Source organism: Pseudomonas duriflava (assembly GCF_007830155.1).
GTDB lineage: Bacteria > Pseudomonadota > Gammaproteobacteria > Pseudomonadales > Pseudomonadaceae > Chryseomonas > Chryseomonas duriflava.
In genome coordinates this window covers 16778-31764 of record NZ_VLKY01000023.1, presented here as the reverse complement: position 1 = coordinate 31764, position 14987 = coordinate 16778, and the positions used below count along the sequence as shown (strand labels likewise).

Below are 14987 nucleotides of genomic sequence, written 5' to 3'. Positions count from 1 at the left end.
CACCCAAACAATCTGTAAAGATTGCCTACGGGAAGACGCCTAAAGCCGAAAGCTTGCGAACCCGCAATTACCTGATCACATACCCATTCGAGGAAGCGAGTAACAGCGATTCCTCACCCGAATTGCTTGACGACTATAGAGCTCTGGAACCACCTGATCCCATTCCGAACTCAGAAGTGAAACAAAGCATCGCCGATGGTAGTGTGGGGCCTCCCCATGTGAGAGTAGGTCATCGTCAAGCACCTATACCCAAAACCCCCAGGCCTAACGGCCCGGGGGTTTTGTCTTTTCAGAGCCCAGAACTGAGCGGCAAGGGCGGCCAAATTTGGAGCAGGTTCCAAGCCAGACAGCATGGCTATACCAACGTTTTGGCTAAGTCTCTATTGCAGTGCCAGGACTTGATCTTAAGAGTTAATGGGCTGGCTATGGATTGGTGATAGGGCCTCTGCTTTAACAGTAGTGCCTAGAGTTGGGCCAACAACGTTAATACCACTGCTCTCAAGCCGTACAAACCTGCTGCCCAGGCTAAAGGTCAGCCCGCTTCCCGCTTCCCGCTTCTAAAACAACTTCTGGGTCGCTAAAAAGATAAATTTCCTAGTCAACGTTAATTGAGTTGGGCTGTACCAAGCTTAATATGCTGGTTTTGCCCAATAGTAAGATCGTTATTGGCCTTGGCCTCAGCTTCGGACGTACAGTGTTTTTTTGCCTTGTAGCGGCCCGGGTAATCATATCCTCCAGGTCTGGCTTGGCGTCGCATCCTAAATGCGACTTTCATACTCAGGCGTACTGCTCGAAGTCGTGCAGTACGGGTTTCAAGGCGTACGCCAAAGCGCTGGATCATTGGCCAATCTGGTAGAGCCGACCTCGGACGCGTTGCCGTTGGGCGAAAGGGCAAGAAAGGCACGCTAATGCAGCAGGGCCTTAAGGTCTAGTCTAGGTCGGACTGCACGTCGACGATGATGGCGTCTTCCAGTTCGATAGTGAAGTAATGCTCTTGAGTGCCGGTAGCCGAAGTACGGTACCACTCAAGACGGCACTTATTTAAGCGTTCGCCAGAGGTCAGGGCATTAAAAATCAGCGGAGACGATTTGTCGAATACCTTGGTAATCATCAGCGGCTTGTGTACACGCTGTCCTGTTGGCTGACCAGACTGCGGGTCGCGGGGAATGATGACTTGGTGATTGAAGGCCTGAACCAGGATCTGATCTTCATGACCTTCCTGGAAAATATTACCGACCGAATCTTCCGTGAATGTGCCAGCGGTGATCAGACCTTGTTTAGTGCCTTCGAGGGATAGATACGCGGGTGTTGGCATAATGCTCTCCTTGCCTGACTAGAGGGCCACTTGGCCCGGATGCCAGAATGATTACAAGAGGCGTGCCAATTTATTAAATTCCTTTAAAATCAGTCGGTTATAAAATATAACGGTTTTTGATGATTTATCTTTGCGTGAGCGGTCACATTAAAGTGTGCAGCTTTCTGCTCAGATGTCAGGTGAATTTTGCGCAGCCGCTGAAGGCCTCAGTATATGCCGTATTAGCAATCTTTAAGTCAGCTAGTGCGCCAAAAGTTGCGCTATTGAGTTGTATGCCGAGGCTTCATTTGACAAGGCAAAAAAGACTTATTAATGAACCAGTTGGCGTTCATGTAGTATAAAGACGTCTCACTACATGATTTCCTAACCACTATCTACTGAGTATGCCGCCTGTGAACTTGATGCAACATATCGCCCAGTCACGCCATTTGCTGCGTAAGTCTGAGCTCAAGGTGGCCGAGCATGTCATGGTCGATCCAGCCTCTGTCATGCACAGTTCAATGGCGGATTTGGCACATGAAGTAGGAGTTAGCGAACCTACGATCATTCGTTTTTGTCGTGCTATTGGCTGCGATGGCTTTCAGGATTTGAAGTTGCGTCTGGCCCAGAGTCTCGCTTCAGGGGCTAGTTTCGGGCAGTTTGCGATTCATGAAGACGACTCAGTCGTAGATTTCAGTTTGAAAATCTTCGACACCACGCTACATACGTTGATGGATATTCGCGAGCGTCTGGATATGCAGGCGTTAGAGCAGGCCATTGAACATATTTCCAAGGCTAAACGGGTCATGTTTTATGGCTTCGGTGCTTCTGGGGCTGTAGCGACCGATGCGCAGCACAAGTTCTTCCGCCTGCTTTTAAGCGCGTTCGCTTATTCTGATCCACATATGCAGGCTATGTCGGCGGCTACGTTGACACCAGACGATGCAGCTATTTGTATCTCTCAATCTGGACGCTCAAAGGATCTGTTGATCACCGCCAATCTGGTGCGTGATAGTGGTGCCAAATTGATCACTATCTGCCCTGGGCAAACGCCGTTGACTGAGTTGGCCGACGTCAGTCTGGTCATTGATGTGCCGGAAGATACCGAAATTTACACGCCCCTGACCTCACGGATTGCGCATCTGGTTGTTATTGATGTGCTTGCCATGGGAGTTGCAATGTCTCGCGGCCCAACGCTGGTCAATCACCTCAAGGGCGTGAAGCGAAGCCTACGTAGCTTGCGGCTGTCAGCCAAAAGTGTGAGGCATCATGACGAGCGTGATACGCATTGAAGAGCTGATAACCCTTCGGCTGCTGTCCTCTAAGCTTCATTCAGTGTTCGCCAAATCGTCATATTGTCCGCGCATGGTTAAGTCTCCCTCTTCACTTGGAGAAATGAGATGGCCATGCTTATGGACAATGAAAGTCTCGATGCCAAGACTCGTCGGCGACTGGCAGATCAGCGCCGTATGGCGTTTCGGCGTGCCATTGAGGACCGTAACGAACGACTTCGCCTGGAGCAGGAGTTGATGGATTATTCCGAACTGCTAGCTCCTGCTGCGTTCACGCCTGCTGCACACTCTGCTGCCCACTGAGCCGTTCTGCTAGAGCCGAAATCAGGGCGCGTTCTTCGCGTATGAATGTGAAGAACGCTTGGGCGACGGGTGACAGGTGGCGCCCGCGCAGGTGTACCGCACACCAGCTGCGATAAAGCGGTAATTCGTGTACAGGCAGCTCGTGCAAGAGCCCCGCCCCTAGCTCACGCTGAATGGACAGGCGAGGAAGCAAAGCCAGGCCGAGTCCGGCAATCACGCCTTCGCGGAGGGCTTCTAATGAAGTCATCTCCTGAACGTGGGTAAAATGGGTGCGCTTTTGCTTGAAATAGTCATCACAGGCCTGACGGGTGCTAGAACCCGATTCGCGTATCAGAAGCGGATAGCTTTCAAGGTCTTTCAGAAGCAAATTTTTGCTCTGGCAAAGCGGATGCTCAGGCGGTGCGACTGCAACGATAGCGTTGTTGAGAAACGGTAGGAATTCTAGGTCTCTGTCGGGCGGTACAAGCGACATGAGCACTATCTCGTCGCGGTTCTCCGATAGTCGCTTGAGCATTTGAGCATGATTGCCTACGCAAAGATGCACATTGACCTCTGGATGTTGCCGTTTAAATATGGCGAACAAATGAGGCGCCAAGTACTGCGCACTAGTCTCGACACCTAATCTAAGTTGGCCATGCAGCGCGCCGAGTAGGTTGGACAGCTGCATATCGAGGCTATTCAAGCGGCCAAATATATCCTGACCGGCGCGTTGCAAGGCTTCAGCAGCCTCGGTTAGGTAGAGTTTTCTACCGCTGTACTCGAAAAGAGGCTGGCCCACCAGTTCCTCAAGTTGACGAATTTGTAGGCTGACCGCTGGCTGGGTCAAAGCCATGACATCGGCTGCGCGGCTGTAAGAGCGCGTTTCGCAAACGGCTTCAAATACCTGTAGCTGGCGTAAGGTCATACGCAATAGCGGCTTACGCATTTATGAACGCTTCTCTTTTTATGTATAAGTTATCCCTTATAGATACGCTAATTAATATTGATTTTCCATAATCATCTAGGGCGCGTAGGTTTTCCAGGTGGGAAAAATAAAAACGCCTGTCAGAGTTCATTCACCCTCGTCAAAGAGGTCTACGTGTGATCAAGAAAATTCTCATCGCCAACCGCGGCGAAATCGCAGTGCGCATCGTACGCGCCTGTGCTGAGATGGGTATCCGGTCAGTGGCCATCTATTCCGAGGCCGATCGTCATGCGTTGCATGTGAAGCGAGCCGATGAAGCCTATGGTATCGGTAGCGACCCGCTCGAAGGCTATCTGAACCCTCGTAAACTTGTGAACCTAGCGGTTGAAACAGGTTGCGATGCGTTGCATCCGGGATACGGATTTTTGTCCGAGAATGCTGAGCTGGCCGAAATTTGCGCTCAACGTGGGATCAAATTTATCGGGCCAAGCGCTGAGGTTATTCGCCGAATGGGTGACAAGACCGAGGCACGTCGTAGCATGATTGCAGCAGGGGTACCCTGTACGCCGGGTACTGAGGGTAACGTGGCCGATCTGGACGAGGCTCTGCGTGAGGCTGAGCGTATCGGTTACCCTGTGATGCTTAAGGCGACCTCAGGCGGTGGCGGCCGAGGGATTCGCCGCTGCAACAGTCGCGAAGAGCTGGAGCAGGCCTATCCGCGAGTTATCTCCGAGGCGACCAAGGCTTTTGGTAGCGCTGAAGTGTTCTTAGAGAAGTACATCGTCAACCCAAAGCACATTGAAGCGCAGATCCTGGCGGACAGTTTCGGCAACACTGTGCATTTGTTCGAGCGGGACTGCTCGATCCAGCGCCGTAACCAGAAGCTCATTGAAATCGCACCTAGCCCGCAATTAACGCCTGAGCAGCGCGCTTATGTAGGCGATCTGGCCGTACGGGCAGCTAAAGCGGTGGGCTATGAGAATGCAGGCACTGTGGAGTTCTTGCTTGCCGAGGGCGAAGTGTATTTCATGGAGATGAATACGCGGGTGCAAGTGGAGCATACGATCACCGAGGAAATTACCGGAATTGATATTGTTCGTGAGCAAATCCGCATTGCCTCCGGACAAACCCTGTCGGTGAAGCAAGAGGACATCATCCACCGGGGCTTCGCTCTGCAGTTTCGTATCAATGCGGAAGATCCAAAAAATAATTTCCTACCCAGTTTCGGCAAGATCACTCGTTATTACGCGCCGGGCGGGCCGGGGGTAAGAACTGACACGGCGATCTATACCGGCTATGTAATTCCTCCCTTCTACGACTCCATGTGCCTAAAGCTCATCGTTTGGGCATTGAGCTGGGAGGAAGCGCTGGACCGTGGCCTGCGTGCCCTGGATGACATGCGCGTGCAAGGGGTAAAGACTACTGCACCGTATTACCAGGCGATTCTGCGTAATCCAGAATTTCGCAGCGGACGATTCAATACCAGTTTTGTGGAAAGCCACCCTGAACTGACGCAGTACTCTGTCAAGCGCAAGCCCGAACAACTGGCCCTGGCCATCGCGGCCGCCATTGCCGCCCACGCCGGCCTGTGAGGAAAACAAGAATGTCCAAGAAAATCTTCGTTACCGATACCGTCCTGCGTGACGCCCATCAATCCCTATTGGCGACGCGCATGCGCACGGAAGACATGCTGCCCATTTGCGACAAGCTGGACCGGGTAGGGTATTGGTCGTTGGAAGTTTGGGGAGGCGCGACTTTTGACGCATGCGTGCGTTTTCTTAAGGAAGACCCTTGGGAGCGTCTCCGCGCTTTGCGTGCCGCCCTCCCGAATACACGTTTGCAAATGCTCCTGCGCGGGCAGAATCTGCTCGGTTACCGGCACTATAGCGACGATGTGGTAGAGGCGTTTGTTGCCAAGGCAGCGGAAAACGGTATCGATGTGTTCCGTATCTTCGATGCGATGAACGATGTGCGTAATCTGGAAACTGCTATCAAAGCGGTGAAGAAGAGCGGCAAGCATGCTCAGGGCACTATCGCTTATACGACGAGCCCGGTGCATACCGTCGAAGCCTTTGTCGCGATGGGGCGAGCCATGGCGGGCATGGGTGTGGACTCGATTGCGATCAAGGACATGGCCGGTCTGCTGACCCCGTATGCCACTGGTGAGCTGGTCAAGGCATTGAAGGAAGCGCTGGACCTGCCGGTGTTTATCCACTCCCACGATACCGCCGGGGTGGCCGCCATGTGCCAGCTCAAGGCGGTAGAAAACGGCGCTGATCATATCGATACGGCCATTTCCAGCCTGGCTTGGGGGACCAGCCACCCAGGGACCGAATCCATGGTCGCCGCGCTACGGAATACGCCTTATGACACTGGGCTGGACCTGGAGCTGTTGCAGGAGATCGGCCTGTATTTCCACGCGGTGCGCAAGAAATATCACCAGTTTGAAAGCGAGTTCACCGGGGTCGATACCCGCGTTCAGGTCAACCAGGTACCGGGAGGGATGATTTCCAACCTAGCCAACCAATTGCGTGAGCAAGGTGCACTCAACCGTATGAGCGAAGTGTTGGCTGAGATTCCCCGCGTCCGTGAAGATTTGGGCTTTCCTCCGCTGGTAACGCCAACGTCGCAGATTGTCGGCACACAGGCATTTTTTAACGTGCTTGCCGGCGAGCGGTACAAGACAATCACCAACGAGGTGAAGCTGTATCTTCAAGGCCGCTATGGCAAGGCGCCCGGTAAGGTCTGCGAGCTGCTGCGCAAGCGGGCCATCGGGAATGAGGATGTAATCGAGGTACGCCCGGCCGATCTGCTGAAGCCTGAGCTTGATAACCTGCGTAAGGAAGTAGGCGAGCTGGCCAGGAGCGAAGAGGATGTACTGACCTATGCCATGTTTCCGGATATTAGCCGCACGTTTCTGGCGGAGCGCGCTGCCGGTACGCTGCAGCCTGAAGCGTTGTTACCGATTCCAGATGGTAGCGGCACCGCCTTGGCCCGTGAGGGTGTACCGACCGAGTTTGTTATTGATGTGCACGGGGAAAGCTACCGTGTAGACATTACGGGCATAGGACTCAAGGGCGAAGGCAAGCGGCATTTCTATCTGTCCATTGACGGGATGCCGGAAGAAGTAGTTTTTGAACCGCTCAACAGCTACGTCTCCGGTGGGGATGGCAAACGTCGTCAGGCCAGCGCGCCGGGCGATGTCAGTACTACCATGCCGGGAAATATCGTTGATGTGCTGGTTAAGGAGGGCGACACCGTCAAGGCCGGTCACGCGGTGTTGATCACTGAAGCGATGAAGATGGAAACGGAGATCCAGGCATCTATCGCCGGTACGGTCAAGGCCGTTCATGTGGTGAAAGGGGATCGGATCAACCCGGGCGAGGTTCTGATCGAAATCGAAGACTGACGGTTCGAGCCGCGTGTATTGCTAACCGATACACGCGGCTCGCTCCATTTTAATGTGCTCGATGTGCCGGAGGTGCTCTGCCGGTACGGGGCGCGCCATGAGAAAACCCTGAGCGAAATCGCAGTCTAGTTCATTCAGGAGATCCAATTGCTCCTGAGTCTCAATACCTTCGGCAATAACTTTTACATTGAACGCACGGCTCATATCGAGCAGGGCACGGAGTAGCACCTTGCGCTTGTCGGGTTCATTCATGAGCAGGACGGACCGATCAATCTTGATCGAGTCGAATTCCAGTCCCAGCAAGTAGGCAACGTTAGCGTAGCCTGTGCAATAGTCATCCAGGGAGAGATGAATGCCCATTGCCCTTAATTGGCGGAAGGACAGACGTACTTGTTGGGTGATATTCAGCGGCACGCCCTCAGTCAGCTCAAGTACGAGGCGGTTAGGTGCAAGACCGGTTTCCGTAAGGATAGCGCCGATACGATCAGCCAGGTGAGGGTCAGCGAATTGCAAGGGCGATACATTCACCGCGACGAATAGCGGCTCGCTCCACTGGCAGGCCTGCTGGCAGGCCTTGCGTAATACCCAGTCGCCTAGTTCGATGATCAAACCACTGCGCTCGGCCAAGGGGATGAACAGCTCGGGTGATACCACACCGTGGACCGGGTCGTGCCAGCGCAGCAAGGCTTCGCAGCCGACCGGAGTATTGCTCGGGCAGCGATGGATGGATTGATAGTAAAGCTGTAAACGGTGTTCATGCAGGGCTTGGCGTAGGTCCGCTGGTTTTATATCCGGCACCGGAGTATGCAGCGGGTGAGCGATTATCACGTGGCTGTCTGTCTCTTGAGCAGCCATGACCTGATTACGGCCGTTGTGCTTGGCCTGATACAGCGCTCGGTCGGCTGCTTCGATAAGCGCCTCGCGTGTTGACGGCATGGCATCCGTGGCGCAGGTGGCAACGCCGATACTGACTGTGACGACTTTGCCTTCGTCGCCCCGTGCCAGATGCGGAATCGCCAGTTCCTCTACAGCTGCGCGAAGCCGTTCGGCAATACTCCGGGCCTGCTCCTGGGTACAGTAGGGCAGCAAAATAGCGAATTCTTCACCACCGTAACGGGCCAGCAGGTTTTCATCACGCAGCTGGTCACGTAGCCCCAGGACGACACGTTGCAGACAGTTGTCGCCTGCAGGATGGCCATACTGGTCGTTGAATGGTTTGAAATAGTCAACATCCAGCATGAGTAGAGCGAACGGCTTGCCGTTGGCTTGGAAACGCGTCCAGAATTCGTCGAAAGCGGTAACAAAGTATCGGCGATTGGCGACACCTGTTAGAGGGTCGGTATCCGACAAGGTCTGTAGGGTTCGATTGGAATGGGCAAGGGCCTGGATGCGCAGTGCTTCCTTGAGGTTTAGCAGGTAGGCATGTCGTTCGGAGCGCTCCAGCCAGTAGTTGGAGAGCAGGGAATAAATGGCCGTAACCGTGGCGATGCAGCTGATATAAAGCGCCTTGTCCGGGGCCATTTGCATGACGAAGGTGCATGCGATGACAACGGGTACGACGATAGCGTTGAACGGCAGCGCGATCCGGAACGGCAACGCTACGGTGTTATTGGCATAGACAATCATCAACGGTAAGGAGAACAGGCCTAGCAGGCGGTCCATCGGCGGGACCATGAAGAGGATGACCAGCGCCGCGAACAGGCCAGCCAGGCAGGGAACAGCTGCGTAGCGCTCGCGGCTGCGTGGCGAAGCGGCTTGTTTGACCCAGTACAGACTGATCAAGGTTGGTATGGCTGCCAGCATGTGCCAAAGCAGGGCCTGCATGAACAGCGCGTCCAGAAGGAACCATTCACAGATCAGAAAGCTGTTGTAGGCCAGGAAACCGGCCAGGTGCGAGCGGGAGATATGCAGTTTGCGCTTTTTATCGATGTCCTTTTGGTAGCGCGCTTCAAGGGTAGGGCTGAATGTCAGCACGCGCGACGAGCGGACCAGGTTGGTTTCGATCTGATGATGAAGATCATGGGATGCTGACATAATGACGCCTGCGCTAAAGAAGAACTGCAGTTACCTGTCTTTGCGCCACACGCTGCCTTAGCAAGGCTCATCCGTGCGCCTTCAACAGTAAATTCGATGGCCATAGGCCACATGGGCATTAAAGACTTTCTCTTAGTGAACTAGTTCACAGCTATCTAGGAGGGTAGATAAGCGGTTGATAGGCTTTTTGTAACGTAAACGCATAAGCATGCGACGTTTTATCATTAGTTAGCACGCTTATTTCCTACTAAAATGGTTGGTCTTTAAATGAGTCAGGATCAATCATGAGTCTTACGCTTTCTTCTTCAGTGGCACCTCGCCCTGTTACAACACCGACTGTTGCGCTGGGGTTGCTGGTGTTGGGAGCCATTCTGCTGGATATGGCAGTGAGCGGTCGTCAGGCGTTGCTCTTTCTTGTAGGCGGTGCGCTCGGACTAACGCTTTATCATGCTGCGTTCGGCTTTACGTCGGCTTGGCGCGTTTTTATCCGGGACCGACGCGGCGCGGGCCTGCGCGCCCAGATGCTTATGTTGGCCATTGCCGTGCTGTTGTTCTTTCCAGCATTGGGTGCGGGCACATTGTTTGGTCAGCCGGTAACAGGGTTGGTATCACCTGCCGGAACATCTGTTGTAATCGGTGCGTTCCTGTTTGGAATCGGTATGCAATTGGGCGGCGGTTGTGCCTCGGGCACGCTGTTTACAGTGGGTGGTGGTAATGCTCGGATGCTGGTGACCTTGCTGTTTTTCGTAGTGGGCTCGGTTATCGCCACGCATCATTTGGGCTGGTGGTTTGCCCTACCGTCTCTACCTAAAATCTCTCTGGTGAGCAGTCTGGGTGTTGTACCCGGTATTGTTGTGAGCCTGGCGTTGTTTGCAACGATTGCTGCCGTAACCGTGAAGCTGGAGCGTCGTCGCTATGGCAGCCTGGAGGCAACAGCCCCGAGCGAGCATCAGGGGGTAGCCCGCTTCCTGCGCGGACCGTGGCCCCTGGTCTGGGGGGCAATTGCTCTAGCGATTCTCAATTTCTGCACCCTGGCTCTGGCGGGGCGCCCGTGGGGAATCACGTCTGCGTTTGCCGTATGGGGTGCGAAAGGTGCGCAACTGCTTGGAGTCGATGTGGCCAGCTGGGATTTCTGGCAGCTCCCGGCCAATGCCAAGGCGCTGAGCCAGCCGGTCTGGTTCGATATTACCAGCGTCATGAATATAGGAATCATTCTGGGGGCGCTGATAGCTGCCGGGCTGGCAGGTCGCTTCGCGCCTAGCCTGAAGATTCCGGCGCGCTCGCTAATGGCGGCGGTTATTGGTGGTCTGCTGCTGGGCTACGGCGCACGCCTGGCGTACGGCTGCAACATCGGGGCGTATTTTAGTGGGATCGCCTCGGGTAGCCTGCATGGCTGGGTATGGCTGGTGGCAGCTTTCATTGGCAACAGTGTAGGCGTGCGGTTACGGCCAGTGTTCTTTCCTGGTGAGCGGCCGGTAAACCAACTGACTGGGTGCTAAATACACCGGCCAAAAAAAGGGCTTCTGTTTTAAGCAGAAGCCCTTTTTGTTTGAGCGGTATGGCGTAGCAATCAGTGGCCTCGCTCGCCACATAGATCCTGCTCCAGCCAGTAGGCTATATCCATTTGTGACAACCCGAGGCCCAGCAGTACCTGTAGCTTGGCCAGCGCGGCCTCACGCGTCATGCCGCCTCCGGATACCACGCCAACCGTACGAAGCCGGCTACCGGCCTCGTAGATATCCAGCTCGACACCGCCTTCGTGGCACTGCGTTACCGCCACGATCACAAGGCCTTGGCTGTGAGCCCCTCGCAGACTGGCCAGAAAGGCTTCGTCATCGCTCGGGCCCGTTCCGCTGCCATAGCATTCCAGCACCAATCCCCGCACGCCGGCGGCCACCATGGCTTGTACATGGCGAGCCGAAATGCCTGGAAACAAGGGCAGGACCGCAACATCGGCGACGGCTTTAGACTGTCGCGCCAGTAACGTGGCGGGCAGAGACACACGTCCCGTAGTGCTGCGCTGGCGCGTCAGGCACTGAAACGGATGGCGTCCGGCGCTACGGATTTTGCTGCAGCGGGCACCGTGCAGCAGTTCACCGTGAAAGTACACGTGCACACCTGCAGGCGCACCGGCTGCCAGAGTCTGCAGTGCGCCGTCCAGGTTCTCCCAGGCGTCAGTATCCGCCACACCTGGCGGCAGCATGGAGCCGGTCAGGATGACGGGAATATTCAGGCCGAGCAGGTGAAAACTCATCGCCGCCGCGGTATAGGCCAGCGTGTCGGTCCCATGTAGGACCAGCACGCCCGTATATCCCTGATCAGCGGCTTCGAGGATGGCGGCGCTCAACTTTAGCCAGTAGGCCGGCGTCATGTTGGCGCTGTCCATGAGCGGCAGGAGTTCGCGGAAGTGCCATTCCGGTAGTGCCCGCCCCGGCTTCTGGCTCAGAAAATGCCGCATCCGCACGTCGAAACCGGACGCAGGCGAAAGCCCCTGTTCGGTGGCCTGCATACCGATCGTACCTCCGGTATACAGCACCATGAGACGTGGAGACGTGGTCATTTCTTTACCTTTTCCTGGGTAGGTGCCGGCACGGTTTTCCATACAGTTGGGTCCAGATCCAGGTCCGCAAACTTAGACGGATCGAACACAGGCTGCTTTATGCCCGCACGGCGCTGACGGTCATAGTCGCGCATTACACGCAGGCCGATCTTGAGCAGCAGAGCAAGGGCAATCAGGTTGACGACAGCCAGCAGACCCATGGTGAGGTCAGCAAAGCCGAACACTGTGCTCAGATCCTGTTGCGAGCCCCAGATGACCAGTGCTACAACCAGCAGGCGATAGACCAGTACCGCTACACGGCTCTTGGTAAAGAAGCTCAGAGCATTTTCACCCAGGTAGTAGTTGTAGATGATCGTAGTGAACGCGAACAGCAACAGCGCCAGGCTGATAAAGAAGCGGCCCCACTCCCCAACGGTGGAGGCGAGGGCCGTTTGAGTCAGAATCACGCCCGGCATGTCCATGCCGGCCTGGAATACGCCCGACAGTAGAATGATCATGGCCGTTGAGGTACAGATGATCAGCGTATCGATGAACACACTGAACGACTGTACGACACCCTGGGTAGCCGGATGGGAAACCTCGGCTACTGCTGCTACGTTAGGCGCGCTGCCTAGTCCCGCCTCGTTGGAGAACAGGCCACGCTTTACGCCCATCATCAATGCAGCGCCGATGCCGCCAGCAAAAGCCGGTTCCAGGCCAAAGGCGCTGCGGAAGATCAGGGCAAAGGCTTCAGGCACGCGGTCGATGTGCAGAACGATCACGCACAGAGCGATGACAATGTAAGACAAGGCCATGATAGGGACGACCACATCCGCAACTTTGGCAATTCGGATCACGCCGCCAAAAATAATCAAGGCAAGAACAACGGTGAAGCCCAGGCCGGTGACCAGAGTTGGCAGACCGAACGAGTCGGAGAGCGACGTGGCGATGGTGAACGACTGCAGCGCATTGAAGCCCAGACCAAACGTGACCAAGAGCAGAATGGAAAACAGCACCGCCATCCAACGCTGGCCCAAGCCATGCTGGATATAAAAGGCCGGACCGCCGCGGTACAGGCCTTCACCGTCACGGCGCTTATACAGTTGCGCCAGAGCGCATTCGAAGTAACTGGTTGCCATGCCCAGCAGGGCTACGACCCACATCCAGAAGACCGCACCTGGACCGCCCAGCATAATCGCCACAGCCACACCGGCGATATTACCGGCGCCTACTCGTCCTGCCACGCTGAGCATAAGCGCCTGAAACGAACTCAGTTGTCCCGGCTTGCGTTGGAAGGCTTCGCCCAGAATGCTGAACATGCTACCCAGGTAGCGGAACTGCACGAATCCCGAGGCAACTGTGAAAATAAGACCCAAGCCGATCAGGCCGACAATGAGCAGTTTTCCCCATAGAAAGTCGTTCAATAACTCAAGCATCTCTCGATCCCCAATTCTTATTTTCAATCAAAAAATTGAATGAAGTTGTAACCGGCATTTAATACAGCCGGGCATGGTTGGCGAAGTCTTCTACCAGAACAATTTCGCGAATTGCTAAAAAATGGCGCGAGTTGATGCTAGTATTGCGCGCTTTGTCTCTCGTGCTGTACATGGACAACCATCTTCCCGCTAATTTGCATCAGCTCTGTCGCCACTACCGTTCGATTGCCGAGGTGTGCCGGCAGTTGGGTATAAACCGGGCCCAATTTAATAAATACTTGGGCGGACAGAGCCGTCCTACGCCGTACAACCTCAAGCGTATCTGCGATTTCTTTGGTGTCGAGGAATATGAAATCGAGCGGCCGCCTGCTGAGTTTGCCCATCTGATTGGCAGTACCCGCCTACGCGAAGGGGCTGACGACACGCCCATGCCCCGGCTCTTGAATCATTTGCAAAGCCTGGCCTCGCCGGATCTGTCGCCGTACGTCGGTTACTATCATGAGTACTACTATTCGCTCTCAACGCCCGGTCAGATTTTGTGCGGTCTGGTGTGGTTGCACGAGACGGAAGGCAGCTACCGCTACGTTCGGTTCGAACGGTTACGCTCCCGTGAGCGAAAAGGCCCGTCGGTGCGCTTTCGTTACCAGGGGATCGCCCTAAGCCTGCAGAACCGCTTGTTCCTGAATGATTACGAGTCGCTAACGTGTAATGAGCTGTCCCAGACGGTGCTCATTCCCAGCTCGCAAAGCCGGATCGGCCGCTTGAACGGAATGAAGCTCGGCGTTTCGGCATCCGATGGGCGTGAGATCGCGTGTACCCGAGTCATATGGGAATACCTGGGACCAACCATTCGAAAGGGCGAGGCCTACCGGAAGATAGGTCTGTATCACACGGACGACCCAGCGCTGGATACGGATTTGCGCCAGCGCCTGATGCAAACAACCATTACCGATCAGCTGTTTCGGATGGGGTGATCTCAGGCTCTAAACTTGATATTGGTCCTGGCTCGGGTTTGGGCACGTTCAGCCTTGCGGGGTAAAGGTTCCAGCCTATGGAGAGAGGCCATGGCGCACGGTGTTTACCTACGATAATGCATGCGCAGCACCTTCAGGCGTTGCTGCTGGTTACTGTGGGCATCGAAATTATCAGGGCTTAACCACGTCTCGAACGCCTGTCGACACTCAGGCCACTCCTTGTCCAGCAAGGAAAACCAAGCGGTGTTCCTACTCTGGTTTTTGACCACCCGATGCTGGCGGAACAGGCCCTCATAGCTAAAGCCAAAGCGCTTGGCAGCCCGGCGTGAGCGTTCGTTTCGGTCATCGCACTTCCACTCGAGGCGACGATAGCCCAGCGCGAAGGCTTCTCTGGCTAGAAGATAGACCGCCTCGGTCGCTCGAGGGGTACGCTGCATGGCGCGACCGAATATAACATGGCCAATTTCGATGCTGCCGTGTTCCGGCACAATGCTCATAAGGCTCAAGAGCCCTTGGGCTTGGCCGCTACGCGAGTCGATGACAGCAAAGAACAGGGGATCGGTACTGGCGGCATGGCCTGTCAACCAGGTATTGAATGCCTCGCGACTAGAAAAGGGACCATAGGGCAGAAAGTCCCACAAGTCTGGGTCGGCCTTCGGGCCGTGCAGGGTTATCCAAAAGTCATCGCCCTGGCGCTGGGCGTCGAGTGGCTCCAGGCAAATGTAATAACCCTCCAACGTCTTAGGCTCGGGTAACGGTACGGGGCGCCAGTGTAAGAGTGCAGTGGTATTTGTCATGGCAT

General features: G+C 55.1%; 12 protein-coding genes, 1 rRNA gene and 1 pseudogene. 8 read left to right on the top strand and 6 right to left on the bottom strand.

Annotation, left to right across the window (positions count from 1 at the left end):
* The first annotated feature begins 125 nt into the window (after window positions 1-125).
* Together rrf and IQ22_RS23230 are read left to right on the top strand one after the other, a co-directional pair.
* Window positions 126-241: ribosomal RNA gene (gene rrf, locus IQ22_RS20990) — 5S ribosomal RNA — on the top strand.
* A 521-nt stretch (window positions 242-762) separates the two neighbouring features.
* Complete coding sequence (locus IQ22_RS23230; RefSeq protein WP_158635470.1) at window positions 763-909, top strand: hypothetical protein; 147 nt, start codon at window positions 763-765, stop codon at window positions 907-909.
* 34 nt (window positions 910-943) lie between these two features.
* Here the strand turns inward: IQ22_RS23230 and IQ22_RS20985 are convergent.
* Window positions 944-1315: pseudogene (locus tag IQ22_RS20985) on the bottom strand (Hcp family type VI secretion system effector); the annotation flags it as partial.
* A 392-nt stretch (window positions 1316-1707) separates the two neighbouring features.
* Between IQ22_RS20985 and hexR the strand changes: the two are divergent.
* Both hexR and IQ22_RS20975 read left to right on the top strand, forming a co-directional pair.
* Window positions 1708-2586: a transcriptional regulator HexR gene (gene hexR / locus IQ22_RS20980; protein ID WP_145145662.1), complete on the top strand. Its 879-nt coding sequence runs from the start codon at window positions 1708-1710 to the stop codon at window positions 2584-2586.
* 108 nt (window positions 2587-2694) lie between these two features.
* Complete coding sequence (locus IQ22_RS20975) at window positions 2695-2889, top strand: PA3496 family putative envelope integrity protein (protein WP_145145660.1); 195 nt, start codon at window positions 2695-2697, stop codon at window positions 2887-2889.
* Here IQ22_RS20975 and IQ22_RS20970 read toward each other — a convergent pair.
* Window positions 2858-3814, bottom strand: a complete 957-nt coding sequence (locus tag IQ22_RS20970) for a LysR family transcriptional regulator (RefSeq protein WP_145145658.1) — start codon at window positions 3812-3814, stop codon at window positions 2858-2860. The two genes, IQ22_RS20975 and IQ22_RS20970, sit on opposite strands and share 32 nt — an antisense overlap.
* Window positions 3815-3969: 155 nt before the next feature.
* Between IQ22_RS20970 and IQ22_RS20965 the strand changes: the two genes are divergently transcribed.
* Both IQ22_RS20965 and oadA read left to right on the top strand, forming a co-directional pair.
* Complete coding sequence (locus IQ22_RS20965; RefSeq protein WP_145145655.1) at window positions 3970-5385, top strand: acetyl-CoA carboxylase biotin carboxylase subunit; 1416 nt, start codon at window positions 3970-3972, stop codon at window positions 5383-5385.
* Between the two features lie 11 nt (window positions 5386-5396).
* Complete coding sequence (gene oadA, locus IQ22_RS20960; protein WP_145145653.1) at window positions 5397-7202, top strand: sodium-extruding oxaloacetate decarboxylase subunit alpha; 1806 nt, start codon at window positions 5397-5399, stop codon at window positions 7200-7202.
* Between the two features lie 21 nt (window positions 7203-7223).
* Here the strand turns inward: oadA and IQ22_RS20955 are convergent, their stop codons facing one another.
* Complete coding sequence (locus IQ22_RS20955) at window positions 7224-9236, bottom strand: putative bifunctional diguanylate cyclase/phosphodiesterase (RefSeq protein WP_145145651.1); 2013 nt, start codon at window positions 9234-9236, stop codon at window positions 7224-7226.
* Window positions 9237-9520: 284 nt separating this feature from the next.
* Between IQ22_RS20955 and IQ22_RS20950 the strand changes: the two genes are divergently transcribed.
* Complete coding sequence (locus IQ22_RS20950) at window positions 9521-10735, top strand: YeeE/YedE family protein (protein WP_145145649.1); 1215 nt, start codon at window positions 9521-9523, stop codon at window positions 10733-10735.
* Between the two features lie 71 nt (window positions 10736-10806).
* On the opposite strand, the gene IQ22_RS20945 is transcribed toward IQ22_RS20950, so the two are convergent.
* Window positions 10807-11796, bottom strand: coding sequence for an asparaginase (locus tag IQ22_RS20945; RefSeq protein ID WP_145145647.1), 990 nt, complete (start codon window positions 11794-11796; stop codon window positions 10807-10809).
* The gene (locus tag IQ22_RS20940; RefSeq protein ID WP_145145645.1) at window positions 11793-13211 is read right to left on the bottom strand and encodes an alanine/glycine:cation symporter family protein; all 1419 of its coding nucleotides are present in this window, start codon (window positions 13209-13211) and stop codon (window positions 11793-11795) included. Before IQ22_RS20940 ends, IQ22_RS20945 begins: the two co-directional genes overlap by 4 nt.
* A gap of 170 nt (window positions 13212-13381) precedes the next feature.
* Here IQ22_RS20940 and IQ22_RS20935 point away from each other — a divergent pair, with 170 nt between their 5' ends.
* Window positions 13382-14185 (top strand): helix-turn-helix domain-containing protein, encoded by an 804-nt coding sequence (locus tag IQ22_RS20935; protein WP_145145643.1) that lies wholly within the window; start codon window positions 13382-13384, stop codon window positions 14183-14185.
* 104 nt (window positions 14186-14289) lie between these two features.
* Here the strand turns inward: IQ22_RS20935 and IQ22_RS20930 are convergent, their stop codons facing one another.
* Window positions 14290-14982, bottom strand: a complete 693-nt coding sequence (locus IQ22_RS20930; protein WP_145145641.1) for a GNAT family N-acetyltransferase — start codon at window positions 14980-14982, stop codon at window positions 14290-14292.
* Between the last annotated feature and the right edge of the window lie 5 nt (window positions 14983-14987).

Excerpts from the sequence above, each read along its gene's own strand:
- IQ22_RS23230 (WP_158635470.1), top strand. The coding sequence starts at position 763 with ATGCGACTTTCATACTCAGGCGTACTGCTCGAAGTCGTGCAGTACGGG.
- IQ22_RS20975 (WP_145145660.1), top strand. The coding sequence starts at position 2,695 with ATGGCCATGCTTATGGACAATGAAAGTCTCGATGCCAAGACTCGTCGG.
- IQ22_RS20970 (WP_145145658.1), bottom strand. The coding sequence starts at position 3,814 with ATGCGTAAGCCGCTATTGCGTATGACCTTACGCCAGCTACAGGTATTT.
- oadA (WP_145145653.1), top strand. The coding sequence starts at position 5,397 with ATGTCCAAGAAAATCTTCGTTACCGATACCGTCCTGCGTGACGCCCAT.
- IQ22_RS20955 (WP_145145651.1), bottom strand. The coding sequence starts at position 9,236 with ATGTCAGCATCCCATGATCTTCATCATCAGATCGAAACCAACCTGGTC.
- IQ22_RS20950 (WP_145145649.1), top strand. The coding sequence starts at position 9,521 with ATGAGTCTTACGCTTTCTTCTTCAGTGGCACCTCGCCCTGTTACAACA.
- IQ22_RS20945 (WP_145145647.1), bottom strand. The coding sequence starts at position 11,796 with ATGACCACGTCTCCACGTCTCATGGTGCTGTATACCGGAGGTACGATC.
- IQ22_RS20940 (WP_145145645.1), bottom strand. The coding sequence starts at position 13,211 with ATGCTTGAGTTATTGAACGACTTTCTATGGGGAAAACTGCTCATTGTC.
- IQ22_RS20935 (WP_145145643.1), top strand. The coding sequence starts at position 13,382 with ATGGACAACCATCTTCCCGCTAATTTGCATCAGCTCTGTCGCCACTAC.
- IQ22_RS20930 (WP_145145641.1), bottom strand. The coding sequence starts at position 14,982 with ATGACAAATACCACTGCACTCTTACACTGGCGCCCCGTACCGTTACCC.